At 46.4% G+C, this 1,174-nt stretch carries 2 protein-coding genes and 1 pseudogene; all 3 read left to right on the top strand.

The features are described from left to right. The coding region (locus tag R7F67_RS24545; protein WP_318057503.1) for an FMN-binding protein at positions 1-215 on the top strand (215 nt) is incomplete at its 5' end. Continuing rightward, a complete protein-coding gene (locus tag R7F67_RS24540) occupies positions 212-904 on the top strand; it encodes an electron transport complex subunit E (RefSeq protein ID WP_005480817.1) in 693 nt (230 codons plus the stop codon). The genes R7F67_RS24545 and R7F67_RS24540, both read left to right, overlap by 4 nt. A 79-nt stretch (positions 905-983) precedes the next feature. Next, positions 984-1,174 (top strand): annotated as a pseudogene (locus tag R7F67_RS24535) (endonuclease III); the annotation flags it as partial.

The raw sequence follows: 1,174 nt of genomic DNA, 5'->3' as shown, positions 1-1,174 counted from the left end.
ACTGGATCCTGAGCTTTACGGGCAAACAAGTCACGGAAAGTAACTGGAACTCATGGAAAGTTCGTAAAGATGGTGGAGACTTTGATCAGTTTACTGGCGCTACCATTACGCCTCGAGCTGTCGTCAAAGCAGTCAGAAACACCGTAAACTACGTAAATCAATCTCGTGATGAGATTCTCAGCCAGCCACTAAACTGCGCAGGAGACAATCAATGAGCGAAAACAAACAATTGATGAAGAACGGCATGTGGAGCAACAACCCAGCATTGGTTCAGCTGCTCGGTTTATGTCCTCTACTCGCCGTTTCATCGACGATCACCAACGCGCTGGGGCTTGGTATTGCCACATTACTGGTACTAGTGGGGTCTAACGTAACGGTTTCACTGATCCGTAACTATGTTCCTAAAGAGATCCGAATTCCGGTTTTCGTTATGATCATTGCGTCACTCGTAACCTGCGTCCAGCTACTAATGAATGCTTACGCTTACGGATTGTACCTATCACTGGGTATCTTTATCCCGTTGATCGTAACCAACTGTATCATCATCGGTCGCGCCGAAGCTTACGCTTCAAAAAATGATGTGCTTCCTGCCGCATTGGACGGCTTATGGATGGGACTGGGCATGACCAGTGTGCTAGTTGTGTTGGGCTCAATGCGCGAGCTTATCGGCAACGGCACATTGTTTGACGGCGCAGACTTGCTATTGGGTGACTGGGCTGCAGCGCTGCGCATTCAAGTATTCCAATTTGATAGCAGCTTCTTATTAGCACTATTACCACCAGGTGCTTTCATCGGTGTAGGACTTTTGATTGCGTTGAAAAATGTTATCGACAGCTCAATTCAGGCTCGTCAGCCGAAAGAAGAAAAACCGGCCATTGAGCGTGCTCGCGTAACTAACGCATAATATAAGAATTCTAAAATCAAGGCTCTACCACTCGTAGGGCCTTTTTCATAAACCGCAAAGACGGGTTTGGAAGTCAGCAATGAACAAAGAAAAAAGAATAGAAATTCTTGAACGATTAAGAGAAAACAACCCCAATCCTGAAACGGAACTGAACTGGAGCTCTCCATTTGAGTTACTCATCGCTGTGCTACTTTCAGCGCAAGCGACCGATGTTAGTGTCAACAAAGCCACTGACAAACTCTTCCCCGTTGCGAATACGCCACAAAGTAT

The sequence above is a fragment of the Vibrio sp. YT-17 genome, assembly GCF_033337375.1.
Taxonomy (GTDB): Bacteria; Pseudomonadota; Gammaproteobacteria; order Enterobacterales; family Vibrionaceae; genus Vibrio; species Vibrio alginolyticus.
Note: the sequence above shows the minus strand (reverse complement) of the source record. Positions and strands in the feature narration are given on the sequence as shown.

Coding starts and splice junctions, on each gene's coding strand:
- R7F67_RS24540 (WP_005480817.1), top strand. CDS start 212: ATGAGCGAAAACAAACAATTGATGAAGAACGGCATGTGGAGCAACAAC.